Annotated in this window: 20 protein-coding genes; 5 read left to right on the top strand and 15 right to left on the bottom strand. The window is 51.9% G+C overall.

The window, feature by feature from the left end:
- Positions 1 to 89 precede the first annotated feature (89 nt).
- The 7 genes from ACHEXK_RS06290 to ACHEXK_RS06260 form a co-directional block, all read right to left on the bottom strand.
- On the bottom strand, positions 90 to 1,550 hold the full coding sequence (locus tag ACHEXK_RS06290; protein ID WP_416548519.1) for a glycosyl hydrolase: 1,461 nt from the start codon (positions 1,548 to 1,550) through the stop codon (positions 90 to 92).
- 1,279 nt (positions 1,551 to 2,829) lie between these two features.
- Positions 2,830 to 3,708 carry a family 16 glycosylhydrolase gene (locus tag ACHEXK_RS06285; RefSeq protein ID WP_416548518.1) on the bottom strand — a complete coding sequence of 293 codons (879 nt, stop codon included), beginning with the start codon at positions 3,706 to 3,708 and terminating at the stop codon, positions 2,830 to 2,832.
- Positions 3,705 to 4,793: an ABC transporter ATP-binding protein gene (locus ACHEXK_RS06280; protein WP_416548517.1), complete on the bottom strand. Its 1,089-nt coding sequence runs from the start codon at positions 4,791 to 4,793 to the stop codon at positions 3,705 to 3,707. The genes ACHEXK_RS06285 and ACHEXK_RS06280 overlap by 4 nt, the downstream gene beginning before the upstream one ends.
- A 1-nt stretch (position 4,794) precedes the next feature.
- Positions 4,795 to 6,120 carry a GH1 family beta-glucosidase gene (locus ACHEXK_RS06275; protein WP_416548516.1) on the bottom strand — a complete coding sequence of 442 codons (1,326 nt, stop codon included), beginning with the start codon at positions 6,118 to 6,120 and terminating at the stop codon, positions 4,795 to 4,797.
- Positions 6,121 to 6,136: 16 nt separating this feature from the next.
- Positions 6,137 to 6,967 carry a carbohydrate ABC transporter permease gene (locus ACHEXK_RS06270; protein WP_416548515.1) on the bottom strand — a complete coding sequence of 277 codons (831 nt, stop codon included), beginning with the start codon at positions 6,965 to 6,967 and terminating at the stop codon, positions 6,137 to 6,139.
- 8 nt (positions 6,968 to 6,975) lie between these two features.
- A complete protein-coding gene (locus tag ACHEXK_RS06265) occupies positions 6,976 to 7,752 on the bottom strand; it encodes a carbohydrate ABC transporter permease (RefSeq protein ID WP_416548514.1) in 777 nt (258 codons plus the stop codon).
- Positions 7,753 to 7,898: 146 nt separating this feature from the next.
- Positions 7,899 to 9,140, bottom strand: coding sequence for an ABC transporter substrate-binding protein (locus tag ACHEXK_RS06260; protein WP_416548513.1), 1,242 nt, complete (start codon positions 9,138 to 9,140; stop codon positions 7,899 to 7,901).
- 465 nt (positions 9,141 to 9,605) lie between these two features.
- Between ACHEXK_RS06260 and ACHEXK_RS06255 the strand changes: the two genes are divergently transcribed.
- Positions 9,606 to 10,394 (top strand): hypothetical protein, encoded by a 789-nt coding sequence (locus ACHEXK_RS06255; RefSeq protein ID WP_416548512.1) that lies wholly within the window; start codon positions 9,606 to 9,608, stop codon positions 10,392 to 10,394.
- Here the strand turns inward: ACHEXK_RS06255 and ACHEXK_RS06250 are convergent.
- Both ACHEXK_RS06250 and ACHEXK_RS06245 read right to left on the bottom strand, forming a co-directional pair.
- Entirely contained in the window at positions 10,378 to 11,091 is a 714-nt protein-coding gene (locus ACHEXK_RS06250) for a tyrosine-type recombinase/integrase (RefSeq protein WP_416548511.1), read from the bottom strand. The two genes, ACHEXK_RS06255 and ACHEXK_RS06250, sit on opposite strands and share 17 nt — an antisense overlap.
- Positions 11,092 to 11,595: 504 nt before the next feature.
- A complete protein-coding gene (locus tag ACHEXK_RS06245) occupies positions 11,596 to 12,144 on the bottom strand; it encodes a hypothetical protein (RefSeq protein WP_416548510.1) in 549 nt (182 codons plus the stop codon).
- 162 nt (positions 12,145 to 12,306) lie between these two features.
- Here ACHEXK_RS06245 and ACHEXK_RS06240 point away from each other — a divergent pair, with 162 nt between their 5' ends.
- From ACHEXK_RS06240 to ACHEXK_RS06230, 3 genes are all read left to right on the top strand, one after another.
- Positions 12,307 to 12,744 (top strand): DUF6641 family protein, encoded by a 438-nt coding sequence (locus tag ACHEXK_RS06240; protein ID WP_416548509.1) that lies wholly within the window; start codon positions 12,307 to 12,309, stop codon positions 12,742 to 12,744.
- Positions 12,745 to 12,817: 73 nt separating this feature from the next.
- Positions 12,818 to 13,303 (top strand): hypothetical protein, encoded by a 486-nt coding sequence (locus ACHEXK_RS06235; protein WP_416548508.1) that lies wholly within the window; start codon positions 12,818 to 12,820, stop codon positions 13,301 to 13,303.
- 132 nt (positions 13,304 to 13,435) lie between these two features.
- A protein-coding gene (locus tag ACHEXK_RS06230; protein ID WP_416545314.1) for an IS3 family transposase occupies positions 13,436 to 14,577 on the top strand; the annotation gives its coding sequence in 2 pieces (ribosomal slippage) (positions 13,436 to 13,682 and positions 13,682 to 14,577; 1,143 coding nt in all).
- Here ACHEXK_RS06230 and ACHEXK_RS06225 read toward each other — a convergent pair.
- The 6 genes from ACHEXK_RS06225 to ACHEXK_RS06200 all read right to left on the bottom strand — a co-directional run bounded on the left by ACHEXK_RS06225 (position 14,572) and on the right by ACHEXK_RS06200 (position 20,997).
- Positions 14,572 to 15,876 carry a tyrosine-type recombinase/integrase gene (locus ACHEXK_RS06225; RefSeq protein WP_416548507.1) on the bottom strand — a complete coding sequence of 435 codons (1,305 nt, stop codon included), beginning with the start codon at positions 15,874 to 15,876 and terminating at the stop codon, positions 14,572 to 14,574. The two genes, ACHEXK_RS06230 and ACHEXK_RS06225, sit on opposite strands and share 6 nt — an antisense overlap.
- 160 nt (positions 15,877 to 16,036) lie before the next feature.
- Positions 16,037 to 17,650 carry a glutamine-hydrolyzing GMP synthase gene (gene guaA / locus ACHEXK_RS06220; protein WP_416548506.1) on the bottom strand — a complete coding sequence of 538 codons (1,614 nt, stop codon included), beginning with the start codon at positions 17,648 to 17,650 and terminating at the stop codon, positions 16,037 to 16,039.
- Between the two features lie 69 nt (positions 17,651 to 17,719).
- Positions 17,720 to 19,189: an IMP dehydrogenase gene (guaB, locus tag ACHEXK_RS06215; RefSeq protein ID WP_416548505.1), complete on the bottom strand. Its 1,470-nt coding sequence runs from the start codon at positions 19,187 to 19,189 to the stop codon at positions 17,720 to 17,722.
- A gap of 84 nt (positions 19,190 to 19,273) precedes the next feature.
- Entirely contained in the window at positions 19,274 to 20,182 is a 909-nt protein-coding gene (locus ACHEXK_RS06210) for a class I SAM-dependent methyltransferase (protein ID WP_416548504.1), read from the bottom strand.
- A gap of 10 nt (positions 20,183 to 20,192) precedes the next feature.
- Positions 20,193 to 20,564, bottom strand: coding sequence for an RnfH family protein (locus ACHEXK_RS06205; RefSeq protein WP_416548503.1), 372 nt, complete (start codon positions 20,562 to 20,564; stop codon positions 20,193 to 20,195).
- A complete protein-coding gene (locus ACHEXK_RS06200) occupies positions 20,557 to 20,997 on the bottom strand; it encodes a type II toxin-antitoxin system RatA family toxin (protein WP_416548502.1) in 441 nt (146 codons plus the stop codon). The genes ACHEXK_RS06205 and ACHEXK_RS06200 overlap by 8 nt, the downstream gene beginning before the upstream one ends.
- Positions 20,998 to 21,091: 94 nt before the next feature.
- Between ACHEXK_RS06200 and smpB the strand changes: the two genes are divergently transcribed.
- Positions 21,092 to 21,586 carry an SsrA-binding protein SmpB gene (gene smpB, locus ACHEXK_RS06195; RefSeq protein WP_416548501.1) on the top strand — a complete coding sequence of 165 codons (495 nt, stop codon included), beginning with the start codon at positions 21,092 to 21,094 and terminating at the stop codon, positions 21,584 to 21,586.
- Positions 21,587 to 21,594: the final 8 nt, after the last annotated feature.

Raw genomic sequence — 21,594 nt, 5'->3', positions numbered from 1 at the left:
GTGAGATGAAACGCCTTTTGAAAGCGCTTTCACGATTGTTTTTTCTTTGCCAGATTGATTCAATCCGGGCTTTCCCTAGTTTGTGAGATTTATTGAACCGATAAGCCTTTGGGGGCAGCGCGCACCCACTTGCCATCACTGAAGGCGACATCCATTGGCTTGTCGCTCGCGTTGTAAACCAGATAACTGCGCTGCCCTGTGGGTTGTTTAAACACCGCAAAATAAGGGGTGTCTGCAGTCACCGACAAATCCGGCACGCCCATGCTGGTCATGCTTTGCAGCCAGTGGTAGGTGTGGGTTCGTGTATCACCCAGCTCATACGAGCCCCAGCGGTCCCAACGTGCCATTCCAGCTTTCGCATCCACCAATGCCAAGTATTTGGCAAACAGGTCTTGCCAGATGTCGTCTGGCTTGGCACGCTTACCCCGGCTTTCGTAGATCTTGATTTCCTTGTCCAACGCCTCCAAATTCCGTTTGACAAATGCGGGACTGGTGGCCAAGTAGGTGGACGCCGTGGTGAAGGGCAAAAGATTGATCCCGTGAATTTGGCGCGGCTCGTCAATCCACCACGTGTTGTGGGCCAGCTTGCCCCCAAACACCATGCTCACCTCCACGTTCAGGTATTCCTTGGGCAAAGTCACGCCGTGAATATCAAACCAGTAGTGGTTGATGGCCTGAATTTCGGTGGTGTACAGGTAAGTTCCAACATCAACCAAGGCTTGATTGTTGGTAAGCGTGCCCCACAGCATCAGTGCGGCCCACGCATTGACGGCTTCCGAAGATGACTCTTGGTTATTGCCGTCGGGTGAGGTGGCCACACCTGAGGCCCACGCGTGCCCTTCATAAGGGTCAAAATTTCGAAGATACGGAAAATCCGATCGTCCACGCTCAAAAGTGGCAATGTCTTTGACCAACAAATTGACCATGCCGCCCCACTGCGACGGCAGGATCCATTGGGGATCGAGCATGCCAATTTCAGCCGCCGCCCTGATCCAGTAGCCATAGTGGAAATGGTGGTCATTCATGTCTTTGACCGCGTCGTATTCTTCCGGGTAGCTGGTGATGGTGCCGAAATCTTTGTCGTGGTGAAAATAAGTGCGTTTGTTTTGCCCACTGAACCACTGCTCTGCGCGCGCCTTCAGTTTGGCCAGCAAATCGTTGCTGACATCTTTCATGCCCTCTTGTTCGGCGATGCGCATCACATTGGAAATGCGCTGCAAACCTTTGCCCTGCCAATAAGGCCCCTGGCCAATTTCAAGCATCATGCGCTGTGCTCGACTGGCATCTTTCTTGATGAAGGAGCGCAACTCCCCTTTGGCCTCCCCTTCTGGCAAACCAGGCCAATACGGAACAAAACCGTTGACCTTGTATCGCGTTTGAAACTGCTTGCTTTGCACCATGCGGATGGGGCCACGGATACTGTCCACTGTTGCCACAACGTTCTCTTTGAGAACGGGATTTTCAATGTAATGGTGTGGGTACAGACCCAGCATGGGCGTGCCTTCATGGCCTGGCAGTGGCGTGGCAGTTACCTTGAAAGTGGTATCCATCGTGCCGGATTTTCTGTCAATGGCAAAGTCTGCTCGTGTATCGGTGACTCTCAAGTAGGCACTGCGTTCATAGTTTTGCAAGGTGTCCGTTTCACCGTTCGGCATTGACGCGATGGCGACTTGTTTGATGGCATTGCCAAAATCATTCACACCCCAGCCAGCATCCGTTTTTTCCCACCTCACACCGTGGGGTGCAAAAGCAGCAAAAAACTTTTTCCCTTTGCTAATTCGCAAAACATTTTCGCGAACAGTCCATGGTTCAGCCTGTGTGTCTTTGTCCAATTGAAGCACCATTCCACCTCGGGTGAGTTGTGCATATACCCACGGACTCCCGTGCAGGATGGTGGTCCTGAGCGCATCCGCACCTGCGGCCATGTCCATATCAAATGACCAGTCCCCATAGCCTGCAAGAAGTGCAGCTTCTGGTTTAAAGCCATTGGGTCGCAAGATCAAATCAGCTGTGTGTGGGTAGTGAACCTCCACGTCTTTTCTCTCTGTAGGGACTATTTTTTTCTCCGGCAATCCAATCTCCAGGCCGTTCGGCGTGGCCTTGAAGGTCAAGGGCACAGCATGGATCACCTCAGACCAACGCATGAAAACTACGGAGGAATACCATTGGTTTGTTGGCACGGCGCGCTTGGCCATTTCGGCTGTGCGAAATTCCGCTTTCGGTGTGGGGCGATCGCCAGCGCTGATCTCTTCGCGAACGCCCCCTGCTCCTACCGGATTTATCTTGACCTGGGCATTCGCCGCAAACGCAACACCTGCAGACGCAAGAACGATACCTAGCCATTTTTTGATGTCCATTTTTTTTCCTTGACGGGTTGTTCACTCAATCCAACTGAATCCATCTTGACTTCGACCCAACGCATGATTCCAAGCAATCGGAATGCCTGCGTCGCCCCATTGAAACCACCGGTCAGTCACGCAGTCACCGCATGACAATCCAGGCCCCCTTGATTGGCTTTGGATTTTTGGTTGGCCCAAATGGGGTTTTTTCGGCACATGTTGCTGGCCAACATAAGCATCCTGAAAGCGCTTTCATTTTCTTCTGTCTTCTACTTTTTTTTCTAGGTGTTTGCACCCAATCACAGCACCAGAGGTCTGGGTCTGTTGACGCTTACTTTTTTTAAAATACGCAACAATCAGCCCCGAACAACGTGAAGTTCACCTTTCAATCAATGGCGCTGCTTTGACGCATGACAAGATCACTTTGAAGGCGTCCTGTGAGTCTTGTGTTGCCAAAGCCATTGGACGAAATCAGAAGGCGCAAACCGGATCACCTTTGTAGTTTTTGGAACACTCTCACGTAATCCACTTCCATGATCGCAGGCAAATTGTTGTCATCCACGACACCACCCAACAGGCCACCCACCGCTAGGTTGAGCAGCAAGTAGTGAGGCCTGTCAAATGGCCATTTCGACCGATCCCCATCGCCTGGGTTTTTGTACGTGAAATAGTCAACCCCGTTTACACCGATCACGACTTTGTTGGCATCCCAGGTCATCTGGTAGGTGTTGAAATCCATGCAGGCGGTGGGCAGTGATCGGTATGCGCCCAAACTATTTCCAGCATGGTTCGCCCATGTGTGAACAGTTCCCAGAATCTGGCGCTTGTCCTCTGCCATCTGACCTTTCTGCTCCATGATGTCGATTTCGCCGTCAAGAGGCCAAGCGCCCCCAGAACCCAGCATCCAAATGGCAGGCCACATTCCAAGTGTGCAGGGCAATTTGGCGCGAATTTCAAATCGCCCATACGTCCAACTGGCCTTACCCTGCGTGATCAGACGAGCCGATGTGTAATTTTGTCCCCCATAGTCCGGGGCTGCAGTCAACTGCTCATGGCGAGCCGTGATCACCAATTTTCCATCGATGACTTGCGCATTTTCCAAGCGATTTTGGCTGTAGTACTGCAACTCGCCGTTGTACCAACCCTCTTTGTTGCGATGGGTGTCAAACACCCATTTGGTGCTGTCGGGTAGACCCATTTGATCAAACTCATCGTTCCACACCAGAGTCCAGCCAGACAAATCCCCCGAGTTCTCGCTGAGATGAATCGCACCTGTCGTCGTTGCTGTGGCCGGCCCACCGCCACCACAACCCGTCAATGCAAAGCATAAGCTGCCAATTGCGGCACATTTTGGCAAGACCAAACTCATGCAAGCTTCACCCGCTTGCCATGCTGATCAAAAACCAAGATTTGAGAAGCATCCAATTGCAACCCCACACGATCACCCATGCGAAATTCCACTTGTCGCTGGCTGAGCTTGGCGGTTATCAAGTCCTCACGCCAAGGTAAACGGACATGAACAAGGGTCGCGTCGCCCAGTTGCTCGATGAATTCAACAACACCTTGCAAGGCGCTGATTTCTGATGAACACAACTGAATGGCTTCAGGACGCACACCCAATTGAACACCTTGTTGCGCTACAGCCAATGACAAGCCCAACGCATCAAACGCCATGCTGCTTTTCGAATCGAAAAGAACGTGCTGGTGGAACGCATCCACGGCGAAATTCAACAAATTGATCTTCGGCGATCCCAAAAATTGAGCGACAAAGGTATTGGCGGGCGACTCGTACAAGTCCATGGGTGCCCCCACTTGCTCGATGCGCCCTTGGTTGAACACGGCAATCCGGTCACCCAGTGTCATGGCTTCGGTCTGGTCGTGGGTGACGTAGATCATGGTGGTTTTCAGGTCTGCGTGCAGCTTGGCCAGTTCGATGCGCATTTGCACCCGCAATGAGGCGTCGAGGTTGGACAAGGGCTCATCGAACAAGAACACTTGGGGCCTGCGCACAATGGCGCGGCCAATGGCCACACGTTGGCGTTGCCCACCCGACAATTGCTTGGGGTAGCGCTTGAGCAATGGGCTCAGTTGCAAGCGCTCCGCTGTTTCAAGCACCAGTTTGGCGGTATCCGATTTGGAGGTGCCTGACATGCGCAAACCAAAGCCCATGTTTTCTTCCACCGTCATGTGCGGATACAGCGCATAACTTTGAAACACCATGGCCGCCCCGCGCTCTGACGGCCCCTTGGTGCTGACGTCCTCCCCACCAATGTGGATGCGTCCATCTGTCATGGACTCCAGACCGGCCACCATGCGCAGCATGGTGGATTTACCGCAGCCAGAGGGGCCGACAAAAACCATGAATTCGCCATCATGGACCTGCAGATCCAAGCCAGGAATGACCACGGTCTCACCAAAGTGCTTGGTGACGCCTTTCAGTTCGATCGCTGCCACGTTATTGCCCACTTAAAAAGTTTCGGTACCACAACGCGCTTTGTTTGAGGGTCCGTTTCTGGGTTTCAAAATCAACATGAACCAGTCCGAAGCGTTTGGCGTAGCCACTGGCCCACTCAAAGTTGTCCATCAGGCTCCAAGCAAAGTACGCGCCTACAGGCACCCCCTGCTTGAGCGCCGCATGGGTGGCCGCGATGTGGTCTCGGATGTAGGCCAAGCGCTGGGGATCGGCCACCACGCCATCGACCCACTGGTCTTTGAAGGCTGCGCCGTTTTCGGTCACCCACAGTCGCTGGGGCTGGTAATCGGCATGCAAACGACAAAGCAATTCGGTCAAGCCTTGGGGATACACCTCCCAGCCCATGTCGGTGACTTCGTTGCCGGTGCTGGCCACGTCCCAAGGATTGCCACTGGATGAAAAATTGCGGGTGTAGTAATTGACGCCCAAAAAATCGTTGACTTGGGCAATCGTGTTCAGGTCACCGGGCATCACATGCGGGGCATCCTCTCCCAGGTGGTCAATGACATCTTGCGGATAGCTGCCTTTGTAGAGCGCATCCATGTACCAGCGCAAAATGAGGCCATCGTCCAGGTGGGCTTTGGCCAGGTCTTTGGGGTCATCACTGGCGGGGTAAATGGGCGATAGGTTCAACACAATGCCCATGGCGGCCTTCACCCCCAAGCCACGCATGGCTTGCAAGGCCATGCCATGACTCAACAGCAAATGGTGAACCGCTTGCATGGCCTGTGATCGCGATTGAATACCCGGGGCAAAAATGCCCTGCTCATAGCCCAAAATGGCGATGACCCAAGGCTCGTTGTGGGTGCAGATGCTTTGCAAGCGGTGCCCAAACCGCCTGGCCACCTCGGTGGCATAACGCGTGAAATGGCCACACAGATCTCGGTTGGCCCAGCCGCCCAAGTCTTGCAAGGCTTGCGGCAAATCCCAATGGTTGAGTGTCAAATGCACTTCGATGCCGCGCTGCTCAAGCGCTGCAATCAACTGGTCGTAAAACGCAAAACCCGCCTCATTCCATGGGCCTTGCCCATCGGGCTGAACACGTGGCCAAGAGATGGAAAAACGGTAGGCATTGACCCCCAACCCGTGGATCAGTTCAACGTCTTGTGGCCACCTGCGATAGTGCTCGCAGGCCACATGTCCATTGCTGGCGTCGGCAATCTTGCCGTCAATGTCGCAAAAAGTATCCCAAATAGATGGCCCCTTGCCGTCGCTGTCATGGGCGCCTTCAATTTGAAATGACGATGTGGCAACACCCCACTTGAAGTCATTGGGAAAGTGATCTCGAGACAGGTTGTGAGTGCTCATGGTCGTTGTACAGAAGTTAGCCGCGGACGGCGCCTGAAGTCAGGCCCTCGATCAATCGGCGCGAAGAAAAAACGAAAATGATCAACAAGGGAATCACAGCGATGGCCGAGCCCGCCATCAAAGCGCCCCATTCGGTATCCACCGGGCTTTGCACACTGCGCAGGGCCAATGGAAAGGTGTACATCTCGGGTGAACGCAGGACCACCAGAGGACCGATGAAGTTGTTCCATGAAGCAATGAAGGCGATCAAGCCGAGCGTGCCAAATGCAGGCCCCAACAAGGGCACCACCACACTCCAGTAAATTCGAAATTCACCGCAGTTGTCCATGCGGGCCGCTTCAATCAACTCTTTCGGTATGGCCGAAGCAATGTACTGGCGCATCAAAAAGATACCCATGGCCGGTGCCGCTCCCGGCAGGTACAAGGCCCTGGGTTGATCGATCCAATTGAGCGCATCCATGATCAAAAACGTCGGGATCATGCCCAAAAACGAGGGCACCAACATCGTGCCCATGACCAAACCAAACAACCACTTCTTAAAGCGGAACTCATAAACTGCAAAAGCAAAACCGGCCATCGAGCAAAACAACAAAGTCAACGCGGTGCTCATCAATCCCACGTACAGCGACCAACCCAGACTTCTCCAGAAGGGTATCTTCCCCATCAGGATTTTCATGTTGTCAAAAAAGTGGTCGCCGAAAAACAGCGGCGGCGGCACACTGAAGATCTCTGCCCGTGACTGCGTGGCAAATACAAACATGAAATAAAACGGTCCCAGCATCAGCAAGGCCCCGCAGATGATGAAAAACCAGCCGACGAAGCCCAGTGTCGATTGGGTTTCAGACATGGCCTGGCTCATGTTTGCCCCTCTTTGGATTTGAAGGCTTTGTTGGTCACCACCGTCATGGCCAGAATGATCACAAACAGCATCCATGAAATGGCGCTGGCCAGGCCGAAGTCGTTGAAATCAAAAGCCGTGCGGTACATGTACATGGCCGTGGTCATACCCGCGTACTCAGGCCCGCCTTTACCACCGGTCAAAATAAAGGGCTCCTCAAAAAGTTGCAAGCCCCCAATGACCGTCAAGGTCACGCCAAAAAACATAATGGGCTTGAGCTGCGGCAAGGTGATGTAAAAAAATTGCTGCCAATTTTTGGCGCCGTCCATTCGGGCCGCTTCGTACAAGTCGCGGGGAATGGCTTGCATGGCGGCCACGTACAAGATCACGTTGAACCCCAAGTAACGCCAGAACACCACAGCCGAAACCACGGGCTTGATCGCTTGCGGACTGCCCAGCCAGTCGATGTTTTCTGCAGGCATGACCGCCGTCAACCATGGCCATTTCGCCATTTCAGCCAAAGCAGCATTCACCATCCCGTAATCGGTAGAAAACAAGGTGCTGAACATGATGGCGATGGCGACGGTGGATGTGATGTAGGGCAGGAAATAAGCCCCCATGGCCGCATTGCGCCAACGGCCCAGTTTTTCGTTGATCAAGTAAGCCAGCGGAATGGCCACCATGTGTTGCGGCACGCCCGAGGCCAAGGCCATCCAAAGCGTGTTGCCGAGGGATGTCCAAACCAAGGGGTCCTCGATGGCAAAGCTCAAGTTCTCAAGCCCCACGAATTTCATGGAGCTCAACCCCTGCACGGGATCCCACATGTGAAACATCAATACAAATGAAAACACAATGGGAAAAAGACCAAATACCAAAAATAACAACAGAAATGGACTGATCAGCACATAAGGTGCCATCGCTGGTGTCAGCATGGGTCGCATCATCGACTCGCTCGTCTTTGCACCAACCGTTGGGCATCCTTGAGTGCTTGGTCAATGGGTTTGTTTTTGGTCAGAACCAAATCCAATTCCGCATTGACGATTTCCTCGGCCACGCTGTCATTCTTGAAGACCATGGTGGGTTTGATCTGGGCAGCGCTCGCCTTCCATTCGGCTCTGGCTTTTTGCCCGCCCAAAAAAGCCACGGGCTGATTGAAAAAGTCACCGTTATGCGCCTCGATCAAGGCCGGAAAAGCGTTGAATTTCTCAAACGCCATCTGTTGTTGCTTGCTGTTCAACGTCAAATGCTGGATCAAATCCCAAGCGAGTTCTTTGTGAACAGCCTTTATAGGGATGGCATAAAAAGTCCCCCCCCAAGAGGTGGCAATACGTTCTGGCAAAACCGTTGAGCGCCACAAGCCGCTGGTCTGTGGCGCCAGCCAGTTTTGCAGGTGCCCACCCAACCAAGCGCCCATCATTTGGGTGGTGACGGTGCCACGTTTGAGCGATTCACCCCACTCGTTGGACCAGGCATTGACTTTGGCGTCCAGACCTTGCACCCTGATTTTTTGCGCCAACTCAAAACCACGTTTGAAGCGGGGCGCAGAGTCAATCACCGACTTGCCTTGGTCGTCGAAATAAACACCATGCCCTGTGGGGATGCCCGTTCTGATCACGATGTCTTTGACATCGCGGGCGTGCGCCACCAGATAGGCGCCCGTGTCTTTTTTGATTTTTTGGCCGCTTTGAATGAAGCCCTCCCAAGATTGCGTCAGGTCCGATTCAGTGAGCTTGGCTTTCATCAACACGTCGTGTCTGTAGAACAAGGCGCCCGGACCGATGTCCGTGGGCACAGCCACTTGTCCTTGCTGAGCGGAGCGGCCCTGGGCCAAAGCGTAAGCCACCCACTTTGATGCATACTGGCCTGCTTGGTAAGGGGCCTTGTCCAAGTCCTCCAGACCCCCGCTTTGTGCAAAACGCCCCAAATACCCGTATTCGATGGTCATGACGTCCGGCAAGCCTGTGGATGTGGCCAGTGCCGTGGTCATCGCCGTGTGGTGGTCAGCGTATTCACGTCCCACGACCTTGACTTCCACCTGGGGATGTTTAGCCTGCCAAGCTTGCAACGACGCTTTGACAATGTCGTCCACCGCTGGAAAAGCGGCCACCGTGATGGTGGTCTTTTGGGCCATTGCCACACTCAACGACAAGGCCGATAAACAGAACACTGCAGTTTTTTTCATGAAAGCTCCAATTTTTGAAAGCGCTTTCATTTTTCAACAAGGTTCATCCCATGTCAAGACAACCAAGGGTTTTCATGGGGGGGTCAAAGCACCGTCCCCAACCGTGCCAATGATGCCGTTATCGACCAAAAGCTTGACCATTGAACCGATCTGCAGACAGTTCAGGACCACAAGGTCACCGGAAAGGAGCCGATGCTCAGCCATCCATGGTTGGCCATGAAAAGGCTGAGGTCAAAGAACTACTCCCACTCAATAGTTACGTAGTTTGAAAACCCAGCATTTAAGCGGCTTACAGCGCGCCAAATCGACTGTGTGTAAGTTTTGCGTGACTTTCTTGTTCGTTTTTGTAACAGCATATGCTGACGTAACCTATTGTGTTTGTTAGATTTTACACGCTTATAGTTACACGTTGCGCAGCAAAACGCAAAAGCACTTTGCGCCACTGCGACGCACAAGTAAAATGCTATGAACGCAAAAACATTTGGGCTAACGATGATTAAACACACACAGCAAGAAAAGAGCCAATCTAAACGATTAGGTTGGTTACTTTGTTTGTCTTTAGTAGCCCTTGTCAGTGGTTGCTCACAAGAAACAACATTCAAAACATATGATGCGCCCGAAGTTCCAAGCAAAGTCGAAATAGCATTTATTGGGAATAGTCTTACGCTTCATCCACCAAAAAATGATATTGGATGGGAGTTGAATAATGGAATGGCTGCGAGCAATAAGAATAATGACTATGCGCACAAACTCCTTGCGGCGTTGAAAATAAATGAAGAAGATTCTTATATTAGAAACTTCTATCCATTTGAATCGGAACCAAGCGTTGCCAAAAACCACATATCCTCGCTACAAAACGTCATTAAAAAACGGCCGAAAATAGTCATAGTTCAACTTGGCGAAAACGTTACTCTAAGCGTGCGCCACCCTTTTGATTCCATTGTTCAAATAAGCTCTTTTCCAAAAAACTACAGCGATTTAATCGCAACATTGAAAAATGACTCCGATAAAGTTTATTGCGTATCCACTTTTTGGGAATCACGATTAAAAGACTATTTCATTAAAAAAGGTTGTGAGGAAAACGGAGGTGTGTATGTGTATATAGGAGACATATATAAAGATAAAAACAATGCTGATACCAAAAGAATAGATTACGCACACAAAGGCGTTGATGCGCATCCTAAAGACTGGGGAATGAATCAAATAAGCTTGAGATTACAAGAGGCAATATTAAAATCTACATTAACTCAATAGCCGCTTTAAGCATAGCTGGACGCAAGTCAATATAACGTTGCGTAGTCGCCATATTGCTGTGTCCAGCTAATGCCATTAGCGTTCTTACGCCAACTCCACGTTCAGCCAAGTTTGTGAGTCCAGTTCGTCTGCCGCTGTGCGACGTAGCACCACTAATACCAGCACCTTTGTAAATACCATTCACAATGTGCGTCAATGTGTTTGCTGTAAAACCGTCGCTACGTTGCGTATAAAACAATGGCTGTGTGAGTTGCTTTGGTTTATGTGCTGCTACATACGCAGCAAGTTCAACCCTTACTTTTTCAGCAAACCAAATCTTCCGCCCCTTCTTACCTTTAGTTTGCGCAGCCGTTAGCGTTGCTTCAGTTTTAATCTGCCCGTCCGCCTCTAATATGTCGCAATAGCGCAGTGCTGCCACCTCGCCAACACGCAGCATTGCGTAGTGTGTCAGCAAAATAATCGTTCTATTGCGCTTGTAGTGTCTGCGTGTTCGCAAATAATCTAAAACACGTTGTAGCTGTTGCTGTGTGAGTGTTGCTGCTTGTGCCATTTTGTAGCCCTTTCGCTTTGGTGCTGTTTTGCTACATATATTGTGTTTTCTGTTCAAAGTTTTTCCTACCTCTTTTTGCCAGCACAAATCACGTTGATTTTGTTGAAGATTTTGCGTTTCAACACATTTTGTGTATTTTGTGCTCAAACATATTTAGCTGTAGCAACATTGCGCTGCGCACATTTCCGTAGCAAATAAGCCACAGCCAAGTTGCGCATTACAAGCCCTACAAGCTGTTTTATTGCTGTCGCTGCTGTGCTGCTATTCAGCTACGCACGTTAAACGCTTGTAGAAGCTAAAACACGCTAACGCAGCGTTTGTAGCTGTGCCAGCGTGTTGCCCATTTTCAGTTTGCTGTGTGTATTTTTTGCGCTGCTATTTTCAGCACATACCCATTTTGTTTTGTGCTGGTGATTTTTTACCTATACCCCCATTGTTTTGCTGCTTTGTATATTAAACATACTTTGTCTAACTCAGTGCTTTCACTCTGTTTCATTGTTCTCAATCTGTGCTGTGTTTTTGAATGTTTTTGACAATACCAATACAACTAACACTTCATTCAGTGTCAGCAATATTGTTTTAAGTTGTCCAATCCGTTTTGCTTGTCGCCAACGCTGCGTCAAACGCCAAGCTATGTTTATGTGTTGTTGATTAAATCGTTGCCAGTATGTGTTTAGGTGCTTGTGTATTGCTGTAGTCAATAACTTCCAAGTTGCCTTTGTGTGCTTCTTTGCCTATATATTCATTCCAACGTTGTTCTGTGCCTTTTGTTAGCTTATCTAACTTTATATCTGTTGTGCCTACTGCTGTTGCCGCCCATAGCTGCCTAATGCCATCTTCCAATAAATCGTGTGTAGCAGCCAATGGCAAGTTGCCTAATGCTATATGTATGTGTAACGTTCTGTTTTTGTCATATGTGTTTTGCGTGCCTTCAATCGCAGCAACAAATACTGGCACATATTTCTCGTTACGTAACCAGCCATTGCCTGTAAGCAAGCGATTTAAGCGCAAACGAAACTGATTTAAGCTGCTGCGTGTTGCGTCTAAACGTTGTTCCATTGTTGCGTTGCTAATAGCGTATGTAGGCAAGTTTGTTTGTAGCGTCAATGCGTAGTCACAATGCTGTGCCAGCTTGTCCAAATAGTCTGCTTGCGCTGCTACGTATGCCTTTTTGTTAGTGTTTTGCTGTTCATTGTTCATACCTTTATTTATGTTTGAACAGAAAAAGTTAAATATTTTTACCTTCTCTGTTCATAACGCCTAAAAGCCTTGTTCAGCAAAGCTTTACGAGCTTATTGTTAGTGCTGCGCTGCGTCATAAATGCCGCTTGCGCAAAGAACTGACACACTAAAAGGATTAAAAATGACACTGGCAAACTTAAAACTAACTGCTGCTAAAAAACCCACTCAAATCTCTGCTGTTATTCAGCGTCGCAATAAACTCGTTATGCGTTTGCGCGAACAGATTGAACTGGCTAAGGCTGAACAAACTGGCACAGCATATATGCCCACTAAACTGCGCAGCGTAACTGACACAGAAACTGGTATGCGCAAACAAGTTGCCGTTAGTAAGCGTGTAAAAAGTTGGGTATTTACAGCTGACAACGGCAAGCTCTGCGTCAATGTGCGTTATGGCGCACGTATTTTGGAGTTGGCAAAAGGCAAGACTGCGATTGAAGTTGCTACAGCTAAAGAACTGGTAGCAACATTTGAAACAATATGCGCAGCTGTAAATGCTGGCGAACTGGACGCTGCGATTGACGCAGCAAGTAATCAACTGCGTTCTGGTTTCGCCAAATAACACACATAAGTCAAACGCTTCTGTTGTCACTTTTTCTGTTCAATAAATACATTAGCAACTTACGGACTAATGTATGAGAATATTTGAAATAGCTGACGCAGAAGCGCAACTGGCATTATGGAAACTGGTAAATGATAGCGTTTGGACTGCGATACAAACACAGCAACGCGAACAAGCCAAACAAAAAGCCGCAGCACAGCAACAGAAAAAATCTAAGCGTAGCAAACGTGTTAGTAAGCGTAGTATCTCTGCGCCAGCACCCATACCCAAACTACCAAAGCCTACGCCTAAGTTAGCAGCACCCAATAAGCCTATTGCTAACCCACCCCAACAGCCAGTACAAAAACTACCCACCCCCGCACACGTTAAACCCAACCCCCAGCCATACCCACCCAAACCATTACCTACAGCAACCGCCACCCCCAACCAAAACGTCAGCAACCCAACCCCTAACGTAGCTACGCAAATCAACCCTACACAACAACGTCAGCTTCCACTGCCTCCACAAAATGCGTTATTGGCGCAAAAGAAGCGTGTTTTACCCAATAAACGTATGTAAATAAAAAATATGGGAACACGAACGAGAGGCATAGCTAAAATGGTTACTACTACTTTGGAATAAGCAAGCCGTTGGCATTCCCCCGAATCAGTAGACAAATAATGATGTCAAAACTGAAGAGGAGCCATGCAAATGGAACGAACCAAATATGCCGCCGAGTTCAAGTCCGAGGCGGTCAAGCAAGTTATCGATAAAGGGCACCCAGTCGTCGATGTTGCCAAGCGGCTTGGAATTCCCGAGGGTGTTCTTTACGGCTGGGTCAACAAGTTCAAAAAGTCAGAACAACCTCAGTCAAGTGACCTTAAGACGCTGCAAGCCGAGATGGTCAAGCTCAAGGCGGAACTCAGGCGGACCACAGAGGAGCGCGATATCCTAAAAAAGGCCGCAGCGTACTTTGCCAAGCAGTCCGGGTGAAGTACGCATTCATGCAGGCGCACCAAAGTGAGTTTCGCCTGACCAGCATGTGCCGTGTTCTCAAGGTACACCGCAGTGGCTATTACGCTTGGCTGCGTGAGCCGCTCTCCCCAAGGGCCAAGGCCAACGAAAAGTTGACCACGCAGATTCGTGAGTTCTACGACCAAAGCATGGGAATCTACGGCAGCCCCCGCATCTTCTGTGACCTCAAGGAAGCGGGTGTGGCGTGTAGCGAGAACCGGGTTGCCAGGTTGATGCGTTCAGCAAAGATCAAATCGGTGCGGGGGTACAGGAGACCCAGGTACAAGGTGGGCAAGCCTGCGCAAGTGGCACCCAATCAACTGGAGCGTCAATTCCAGCATGATGAGCCAGACCAAGCTTGGGTAACGGATATTACCTATATCCGCACGCATGAGGGTTGGTTGTATTTGGCTGCCGTGCTGGATTTGCACTCGCGTGCGGTCGTTGGTTGGAGCATGGGGTCACACATGCGCACGAGCTTGGTGCTGGACGCACTGACGATGGCGGTTTGGCGCAGAAAGCCCAAGGATTCGGTGATCATCCATTCGGACCAAGGCAGCCAATTTGGGAGTGACGAATTCAATCGCTGGTGCAAAGACAACCGTTTGAGCCCCAGCATGAGCCGCCGGGGAAACTGTTGGGATAACGCGGTGGCCGAATCGTTCTTCAGCAGCTTGAAGAGCGAGCGGGTCAAAAAGCGGATTTACCAAACCAGGGCTGAGGCAAAGTCAGAGATCTTTGATTACATCGAGGTTTTCTACAATCGAGTCAGGCGCCACAAGCATCTCGATCAACTCAGCCCCCATGAGTTCGAGCGCCAGCGTCAAACTGCGCTATGAAAAGTGTCTACAGGTTTGGGGGAATGCCACGTCTCTATATTCAAACTGCGGCAGCGCATTGGTAATCATTTTCGCTTCGCTTGTATGGTAGTAAGTTTTTTCAATCTGCGCCGTGCTTGTGCCGCACGTCTCTGCTACTTGTGTAGGCGTTGCGCCTCTGTTTATTCTGTCCGTAATAAAGTAATGCCTAAAGCTGTATGGCACTAAGTCACGTGTATCTGTATCCTTCACCTCAGCCAACTCTACCATTTTGTCAAAGTGATAGCCAATAGCACGAGGCGTTAGCATAGACATTCCGTTTGCGCTAAAAATCAACGTGTCGCCAAACGCTTTTGCTTTTTTATTTTCCTTGTTTGCTTTGACGTAACGCGGCTGTAGCAACTTAAAAAGCTCGTCAAAATATTCCCAATCTTTAACAACAAAATGTCTTGTTTTTCTAACCTTCGTTGTTTCTGCCCGCACCGTTATTTTGACTAAGCTATACGTATCTTCAGCAGCTTGTCCTTTTACATTCTTTTCAAGCCATTTAATGTCACTCCATTTCAGCTGTAACTGCTCGCCTCTGCGCAGCCCAGTAATAATAGATATGAGTAAGTAGTAGCCCGTTATTACCTTTGCTAAGTTACCTTCTTCTTTTATGTTTTTCTTTGCGTCAGCAATGTATTTTTCAAGCTCAGTTTTTATTCTTACTATTTCTTCGTCTTCAAACGTGCTACGTCGTAATGCTTCGTCACCTCTGTCAATGCGCTTTAATGGCTTAAAGTCAAAGCTGTCAATGTATGTCTCATTGCGCTTATACAACCAAGCAATCATTGCGTTGATAGAGCTTTGTTCATTAGCTACCGTTGTTTGACTGACGTTGATTTTCTTTTTTGTTTTAGTGCGCGAATGTAGATAGTTTTCGCAATCTGTGCGTTCAAGTTCTTTTAGCTTTGTATCGCGCCCAATAAACTCTAACCAATGCTCCAAATGCGTTTTAATCGTGCCGTAGCGTCCTTTAACAATATACTCAGCTTCAACGTCTAACGCACGTTGCTTCAAATACTCTTCAACACCTTGCTTTGTTGTTTTAGAAAAATATGTTTTACCCGCTAACTGCTGCGCCATTAGCTCGTGATAATACTTTTTTGCTTTATCTATTGCCGTATCTCTGTTGCGTGTGTGTAAGCTAAAACGTGCGTATTTCTTTTCCTTACCCAACCACATACGCATTTGCCAATACTCGCCGCGTTTATACACAACAGCTTCGTCGTATATGTCTATCTCGTCGTCATTAAACGTTTGTTTTTTTAGCGGCATATGTTTGTTGGGTTACTACGTTTTTGAACGGCTACAGCGTTGTGTAGCTTTACGTGTAACTTTAATGCCAACGCCCAACTAAATCAACAACTTAGTTGGGCGTGTGTCTGTTTTGTGTAACTACAAAACCTATATAAATCAACAACTTACGTTAGAGTTTCTACTCCCACTCAATCGTCGCCGGCGGCTTGCTGGAGACGTCGTAGGTCACGCGGTTGATGCCGCGCACCTCATTGATGATGCGGCCCGACACTTTCTTGAGCAAGGCATAGGGCAACTCGGCCCAATCGGCGGTCATGAAGTCACTGGTTTGCACAGCGCGCAGGGCCACCACATAGTCGTAAGTGCGGCCGTCGCCCATCACGCCCACGCTTTTCACGGGGAGGAACACGGTGAAGGCTTGGCTGGTCAGGTCGTACCAAGTCTTGCCGGTTTCGTCGGTGAAGTTGCGCAGCTCTTCGATGAAGATCGCATCCGCACGGCGCAGCAGGTCGGCGTATTCTTTTTTGACTTCGCCCAAGATGCGCACGCCCAAGCCGGGGCCTGGGAAGGGGTGGCGGTAAACCATTTCACGCGGCAAGCCCAGCGCCACGCCGAGTTCGCGCACTTCGTCTTTGAACAATTCGCGCAGAGGCTCCAGCAGTTTCAAGCCCAGCTGCTCTGGCAAGCCGCCCACATTGTGGTGGCTCTTGATGGTCACGGCCTTTTTGCTCTTGGCGCCGCCCGACTCGATCACGTCAGGGTAGATCGTGCCTTGGGCCAGGAAAGTGGCGCCTTTGTGGCCGCCGTCGCCTGCTTTCAATTTCGCAGCCTGCTCTTTGAACACGTCCACAAACAAACCGCCGATGATCTTGCGCTTGGCTTCGGGCTCGCTCACGCCCGCCAACTTGCCCAGGAACAAGTCGCTGGCGTCCACGCGGATGACTTTCGCATGCAATTTGCCGACGAACATCTCCATGACCATGTCGCCTTCGTTCAGGCGCAACAGGCCGTGGTCCACAAACACGCAGGTCAGCTTATCGCCGATGGCGCGATGGATCAGGGCTGCAGCCACCGATGAATCAACGCCACCCGAGAGGCCTAGGATGACTTCTTCGTCACCAACTTGCTCGCGGATCTTGGCGACGGCTTCTTCGATGTAGTCGCCCATGATCCAGTCTTGTCGTGCTTTGCAAATGTCCAGCACAAAACGGTTGAGCAAGGCCTGACCTTGCACGGTGTGCGTGACTTCGGGATGGAACTGCACCGCATAGAAATGGCGGGATTCATCGGCCATACCGGCGATTGGACAAGCCGGGGTGGAGGCCATGACCTGGAAGCCGGGTGGCATGGCGGTGACCTTGTCGCCGTGGCTCATCCAGACCTTGAGCATGCCGTGGCCTTCGGGCGTGGCGAAGTCTTCGATGCCTTTGAGCAGTTCTGTGTGGCCGTGGGCACGGACTTCGGCGTAGCCAAATTCGCGTGTCGTGCCCGCCTCCACTTTGCCCCCCAACTGCTGTGCCATGGTTTGCATGCCGTAGCAAATGCCCAACACCGGGACACCCAGTTCAAACACAGCATCCGGTGCGCGGTCATCGACTTCGTAGACGCTGGCGTGGCTGCCGGAGAGGATCACCCCTTTGAGGTTGCCATCCTTGGCGTACTCGCGCACCCAGTCGCTGGTCACATCACAAGGATGCACTTCGCAAAACACATGCGCTTCGCGCACGCGTCGGGCAATCAGCTGGGTGACTTGCGAGCCGAAGTCGAGGATCAGGATTTTGGAGTGCTGCATGGCAGGCGCCGTTTTAAAGAAATGAAAAGGCGTCTGGAGTGCAGACGCCTTGGGGATCAGGTGCAGATTTTACTCAGCCCGGTAGTTCGGGGCTTCCTTGGTGATCTGGACATCGTGCACATGGCTCTCACGGATACCCGCCGCGGTGATTTCCACAAATTGGGATTCATTGTGCATGGCCTCAATGGTTGCACAGCCGCAGTAGCCCATGCTGGCACGTAAACCGCCGGCCATTTGGTAAATGATGGAGACCACCGAGCCTTTGTAGGGCACGCGGCCCTCAATGCCCTCAGGCACCAGTTTGTCGGCGTTGGGGTTACCCGTGCTGGACTCTTGGAAGTAGCGGTCGGCACTGCCTTGCTGCATGGCACCAATGGAGCCCATGCCGCGGTAGCTCTTGTAGCTGCGGCCCTGGAACAACACGATTTCGCCGGGTGCTTCTTCTGTGCCGGCGAACATGCCGCCCATCATGACGGTGCCTGCACCTGCGGCAATCGCTTTGGCGATGTCTCCGCTGTATCGGATGCCGCCGTCTGCAATCAGCGGAACGCCGGTGCCTCGGAGGGCCGTGGCCACACTGTCCACCGCCATGATTTGCGGCACACCCACACCTGCCACGATGCGGGTGGTACAAATGGAGCCGGGGCCAATGCCCACTTTGACGCCATCTGCGCCGGCTTCAACCAAAGCCAGTGCCGCAGCGCCTGTGGCGATGTTGCCGCCAATGACCTCGATGTGCGGGTAGTTTTGTTTGACCCAGCGCACGCGGTCAAGCACGCCTTTGCTGTGACCGTGCGCGGTGTCCACCACGATGGCATCGACGCCAGCGCGAGACAGGGCTTCGACCCGCTCTTCGGTGCCCTCGCCCACGCCCACGGCCGCACCCACGCGCAATTTGCCCGCGCCATCGCGTGCGGCGTTCGGGAAGTTGAGTTGTTTGGTGATGTCTTTCACCGTGATCAAGCCCTTGAGTTCAAAGGCCTCGTTCACCACCAGCAGACGTTCCAACTTGTGTTTGTTGAGCAGGTGCTTGGCTTGCTCCGGCGTGGTGCCTTCGGGCACGGTGATCAGGCGCTCACGCGGCGTCATGATCTCGCTGACCTTTTGCTCGTAGCGCGTTTCAAAGCGCAAGTCGCGGCCTGTGACGATGCCCACCACCTGACGGCCATCGCACACCGGAAAACCCGATACGCCCAGCTCGTCGCTCAAGGCCATGACCTGGCGCACCGTGGTGTCAGGGGTGATCACGACCGGATCGCGCAGCACGCCCGATTCGTAGCGCTTGACTTTGGCCACTTGAGCGGCTTGCTCTTGCGCGGTGAGGTTTTTGTGAACGATGCCAATGCCGCCTTCTTGTGCGATGGCGATGGCCAATCGCGCTTCAGTCACCGTGTCCATGGCAGCAGAGACCAGGGGCAGGTTCAGGCGGATGTTTCGGGTGAATTGCGTCGCGAGAGACGTGTCCTTGGGCAGGACTTGGGAGTAAGCAGGGACGAGGAGAACGTCGTCAAAAGTCAGGGCTTTACCAAGTAGGCGCATAAGCTAAGGCTCCAAAAAAAGGATTGTACCCGTGCGGGCCAAGGGATTTCCCTGATCCACCCGCAAAATCAAGGGCGCAAAGGCTCAGCTGTTTTGGTAATGCAACACCTTGAGTGACTTCTCTGAATCCCTGTCAGCAAAAGCCGAGGGATTGGCCAAGCGTTCCACAAAACGCAGGCACGGTGCTGCTTCGGCCACCTGTGCGTGCAAAAAAGCCGTGTCCAACTCGGGTGCGTTCAAGCACAGCAGCACATGACCTTGCGGCTCCAGCAAGTCCGGGAGGCGGCGGATCAGCTTGATGTAGTCCTTGGTGGCGATGAAGCTGCCCTTTTGGTAGCTGGGCGGGTCAATCACGATCACGCCATAAGGCCCCATTTTGTTGATCTTGCCCCAAGTCTTGAAAATATCATGGCCCAAAAAACGGGCTTTGGCAGGCAGGTTATTGAGACGGTGGTTTTGTTGACCCACAGCCAGTGCGCCCTGGCTCATGTCCAGGTTGACCACCTGCGCCGCTCCGCCTTGCAAGGCCGCAACGGAGAAGGCGCAGGTGTATGCAAACAGATTGAGGATGTTTTCGTGCAGGGCATGGCGTTTGAGCCAGTCGCGCCCATTGGCCATGTCCAAAAACAGACCATGGTTTTGCCCGCGCATCACATGCACCAGGTACTGGGCGCCCTGCTCGGTCACCACATGCGGCTCGGGCACATGCCCCGCCATGAGGCGTGTTTGCGCCTCGCCCTGGGCTCGGCACTGGAACACCCAGTTCAGTGGCTCTCCGGGGGACAAGTTGCCCCAGCGCTGCAGCAGGGCCTCGTGGCATTGGGCCAACTCATCCTCGCTCACGGCTTTGAAGCTGGTCAAGACCCAGACCGGCGCAAACCAATCCAGCGTCCAGTGCTCGCAGCCGGGGTAGAGGCCGCCACGGCCGTGGAATACCCTGTACGCATCGGTGGTGTTGTCCATCTGAGCGATGGTGTCCAAAAGCGCTTGCATCGAGCTTGGCTCAATAACCCGCCGCAGAACCGGGCTTGCGGTTGGCAAACAGGCCCGTACGCCCTTTGCCTTGGCGTTTGAAGCGCTGGCGGCGCGCCACTTTGGGGTCGACCTTGAGGGGACGCAACAACTCAACTCGGTCGTTGGCTTTGACCTGCTGTGTCCAAGCCACCTTTTTTCCCCAGATGCCGGGTTGTTGAAACGGCAGGGACGACAAGTCATCACGCTGATCGGAAAACAGGTTTTTTTGCAAGCACTGCGCCACACCTTGGGTCAACACGTCCTGCACGGAACTGCCTGGCATCACCTGCAAACTCATTTCGTGCACATGTCGCGGCGCCAGGCTCCAGCACAGCGTGACCTGAACGAGCTGTTCAGCCATACACCGCCTCTGCACGTTTGACAAACGCATCGACCAAGCTGGCTGCGATTTTGTCAAAAACAGGACCCACCAACGCTGCCAGCGTTTTGCTGGAAAAGCCGTATTGCAAATCCAGCTCCACTTTGCACGCGCGTTGCGTACCGTCACCCACGGGCGAAAAACGCCACACCCCATTCAGGTTCGAAAAAGGGCCTTTGACCAAACTCATGCCGACCGAGCGGCCTTCTTCATGGGTGTTGCGGGTGGTGAAGGTTTGCTGGATGCCGCCCAGGCTGATGCCGACCTCGGCGACCATGCCTTGTGCATCGGTTTCAAGCACAGCAGCGCGGTCACACCACGGCAAAAATTCGGGGTAGCGCGCCACGTCGATCACGAGGCGAAACATTTCTTCTGGCGTGTACCAGATCAGAACGGACTTGTGGATATTCTTCATACAATGCAGCGATTGTAGTTTTTCAACGCGCCCGCAGACGCGAAGCCCGACCGCACACCCTTGCGAACGGCCATGCCGTCCTTACTTGCTCCTCATGGCCACCTCCAAAAAGTCCCCTGCTGCTCCTGTTTTTGCCAAAATTGCGGAGAACAAGAAAGCGTCCTTCGACTATTTTTTCGAAGAACGCTATGAGGCCGGTATGGTGCTGGAAGGTTGGGAAGTCAAGGCGATTCGCGAAGGCAAGGTTCAACTGACCGACGGTTACGTGGTGATCCGCAATGGCGAGCTGTTCATCATCGGTTGCTTGATCAACCCCCTCAAGACTGCTTCCACCCACATCAGCCCCGAAGCCGCACGCACGCGCAAGTTGTTGCTGAACAAGGAGGAGATCAAACGCTTGATTGGCAAAATTGAGCAAAAGGGATACACCTTGGTGCCGATCAATTTGCATTGGAAATCGGGCAAGGTCAAATGCGACATTGCACTGGCCAAAGGCAAAGCCGAACACGACAAGCGCGACACCATCAAAGACCGTGAAGGCAAGCGCGAAGTGGAACGCGCCATGAAAAGCCGCCACCGAGACCGCTGAGCGCCAGC

The organism is Limnohabitans sp. DCL3 (assembly GCF_048019295.1).
Lineage (GTDB): Bacteria > Pseudomonadota > Gammaproteobacteria > Burkholderiales > Burkholderiaceae_C > Limnohabitans_A.
This window is presented reverse-complemented; position numbering and strand designations above follow the sequence as displayed.